Raw genomic sequence first — 2562 nt, forward strand, 5'->3', positions numbered from 1 at the left:
CGATCAGGAAAAAGAACTGTCTGCCCCCGCGCAACGCCTTCGATGAAACCCGACATCTCGATCCCCCGCAGCCATTACAAACTCTACCATAGAGCGGAGTTTCCACACAGCCTCGGCTCCTTTCTGTCGATGTGTCATAGCGCCTCCCGATTTGATCGGGACCGGGCTCTGGTCCTGCGGACGGGAGCCTGCCAGAGCAGTCTCCCCCCTACGGGCTACGATCCCATGGCGCGAGGGCGACGATGCCGGAGCTCCGATGACAGGCCGCAGGCGATGGCGGCGAAGGGCGATCGCACCGTCCCGCCCGATCCGACTCAGGCGCTGGACCGGTTGTGCTTGGCAGCTCTGCGGACAAAGCTGCCATCGCGGTTCAGAAAACGGCCGAGACCACCGCCCAGAGGCCGAATCCAATCAGCACGATGCCGGACAGGCGCGAGACCCACAGCGCAAAGGCGTCAGGCAGGCGATCCCGGGCGAGCGCGCCCCCGCCGCTGAGGAGGCACCACCACAGCATCGAGCCGACAAACACCCCGGCAACGACCAGAACCGCACCGGCGGTCCCGGTTCCCGAGGCCAACCCGAGACCCGCGAAGATCGCCGCGAAGGACAGGATCGTCATGGGATTGGTGATCGTCAGCAGGAAGGTCGCCGCCGTGGTGCCAAGCAGGTCGCGGGTGGATACACTCGCCGCCGTCCGGGGCGGCTTCGGCGCCATACTTTTCCAGCCGACCCACAGCATGAAAGCGCCGCCGATCAGGCGCAGCGGCGTATCGATCATGCCCAAGGCATCCGAGAACGCCGCAAAGCCGAAGGCCGCAAGGGCGGCATAGACTCCATCCGCCAGCGCCGTACCGAGGCCACCGGCGACACCGGCGGCAATGCCGCGCTCAAGCGTCCGGTTGATGCACAGCGCTCCGATGGGGCCGAGCGGGGCCGCGATGGCCAGCCCGAGGAGCAGGCTTTTGACAAACAGCATCGGCTCCATCAGCCACCAGCCTTCTGCACGAAGGCATCCGCGACCGGGGATGAAAGGGCGATCACCGTCTCGCTGCGGCCCAGAAACTTCTCCGCCTTGAGTTCGGCCAGAAAGCCCTCGACTTCCGGCATGGCGCGGACACGCAGTTTGACCAGATAGGACCAGCCCCCGGTGACATGGTGGCATTCGAGGATCGCGGTATTCTTCGCGGCGAAGCTGCGGAAGGCGCCTTCATCGGTATCTTCACGCAGCGCCACCCAGACAAAGGCGAGGGCTTCCATCTCCATGGCGGATGGATCCAGTTCGACGGTGAACCGCCGGATTGCGCCCGAGGCGGTCAGACGGCGGATCCGCTCGTTGACGCTGGAAGGCGACAGACCAACGCTGCCACCGATGTCAGCCAGCGAACGCCGGGCATCCGAGGAGAGAAGGCCGATTATTTTGCGGTCGATTTCATCCATGTCCGCAAAATATTTGGCAACTTTATACTTGCAAGCGTTGCTTGCGGAGAATCATGAATTTTGCCGCTACATTTGCGGCGCAAACATCGCCTCGCCGCACATTTTGTGAGCTAATGGTCGCTTTTGGCTCTGATCGTTGATGAGGCTGCCTGCGCTACGTCCGTGGCTCTGGATCTCGCCGATAGTGGCAGCCAAGCGCACATAGCGGCCATTGCCGCAGAATGGTCGTGAATCATAGTATGCGGCGTAATGAAAATGCAGGAGCCAAGTCTTGTCCCTTGATCTTTATCTTGTCTATGTCGTCGCTTGCCTTGTGCTGCTCGTGACGCCGGGGCCGAACGGGTTGCTTTGCATCAATCATTCCGTTCGTTTCGGCCCGGGCCGAACCTTCTGGACTTCGCTTGGCAGCGTGGCGGGCGTTCTTCTGATGATAGCGGCGTCAATGGCCGGCCTCGGGGCAATTCTGCTCGCTTCCGAAGCTCTGTTCTCACTGGTGAAATGGCTGGGGGCAACCTATCTGCTCTTTCTGGCATGGCAAACATGGTCGGCGCCTGCCTCGATCATCGCTTCGGCCGAAAAATCCGCGCTTGTATTACCGAAGCGCCAGAGGGTGTTTGCCGAGGGGTTGGGCGTTGCAGTCTCTAACCCAAAGGCGCTGATTTTCTTTGCGACTTTCCTGCCGCAGTTCATCCGCCCGGATGAGCCGCTTCTGGCGCAGTTCTCAATCCTTGCGGGCACGTTCGCGGCCCTTCAGCTTGCCTACGAGGTTTCGCTGGCGTTGACCGCAAAGCGGATGAGCGCATGGCTGGCGCGGCATGGAAAAGCGTTCAATCGGGCAACAGCCTGCGTGTTCGTCGGAATTGCAGGCATGGTCCTCACATCCGAACGCGCGAGGTGATGAAAGGCGGCTCTGGGCTTCCTTTCTGTCGATCTGTCATAGCGCCTCCCGATTTGATCGGGACCGGGCTCTAGTCCTGCGGACGGGAGCCTGCCGGGGCAGTCTCCCCCCTACGGGCAACGATCCCATGGCGCGAGGGCGACGATGCCGGAGCTCCGATGACAGGCCGCAGGCGATGGCGGCGAAGGGCGATCGCACCGTCCCGGCCGGGCTTCCTGCAGCGGTGT

General features: G+C 62.5%; 3 protein-coding genes. 1 reads left to right on the forward strand and 2 read right to left on the reverse strand.

Annotated elements, in window-relative coordinates; translation table 11 throughout:
* Positions 1 to 370: 370 nt before the first annotated feature.
* The gene (locus D2T30_RS22750; protein WP_206613070.1) at positions 371 to 976 is read right to left on the reverse strand and encodes a LysE family translocator; all 606 of its coding nucleotides are present in this window, start codon (positions 974 to 976) and stop codon (positions 371 to 373) included.
* Positions 977 to 984: 8 nt separating this feature from the next.
* Positions 985 to 1437 carry an Lrp/AsnC family transcriptional regulator gene (locus D2T30_RS22755; protein ID WP_128210641.1) on the reverse strand — a complete coding sequence of 151 codons (453 nt, stop codon included), beginning with the start codon at positions 1435 to 1437 and terminating at the stop codon, positions 985 to 987.
* A gap of 271 nt (positions 1438 to 1708) precedes the next feature.
* Here D2T30_RS22755 and D2T30_RS22760 point away from each other — a divergent pair, with 271 nt between their 5' ends.
* On the forward strand, positions 1709 to 2335 hold the full coding sequence (locus tag D2T30_RS22760) for a LysE family translocator (RefSeq protein ID WP_128210642.1): 627 nt from the start codon (positions 1709 to 1711) through the stop codon (positions 2333 to 2335).
* Positions 2336 to 2562 lie beyond the last annotated feature (227 nt).

This window comes from Paenirhodobacter populi, from assembly GCF_004022215.1.
Taxonomy (GTDB): Bacteria; Pseudomonadota; Alphaproteobacteria; order Rhodobacterales; family Rhodobacteraceae; genus Rhodobacter; species Rhodobacter populi.

Bases quoted from the DNA above. Each gene is read 5' to 3' on its own strand.
- D2T30_RS22755 (WP_128210641.1), bottom strand. From the start codon at position 1,437: ATGGATGAAATCGACCGCAAAATAATCGGCCTTCTCTCCTCGGATGCC.
- D2T30_RS22750 (WP_206613070.1), bottom strand. From the start codon at position 976: ATGCTGTTTGTCAAAAGCCTGCTCCTCGGGCTGGCCATCGCGGCCCCG.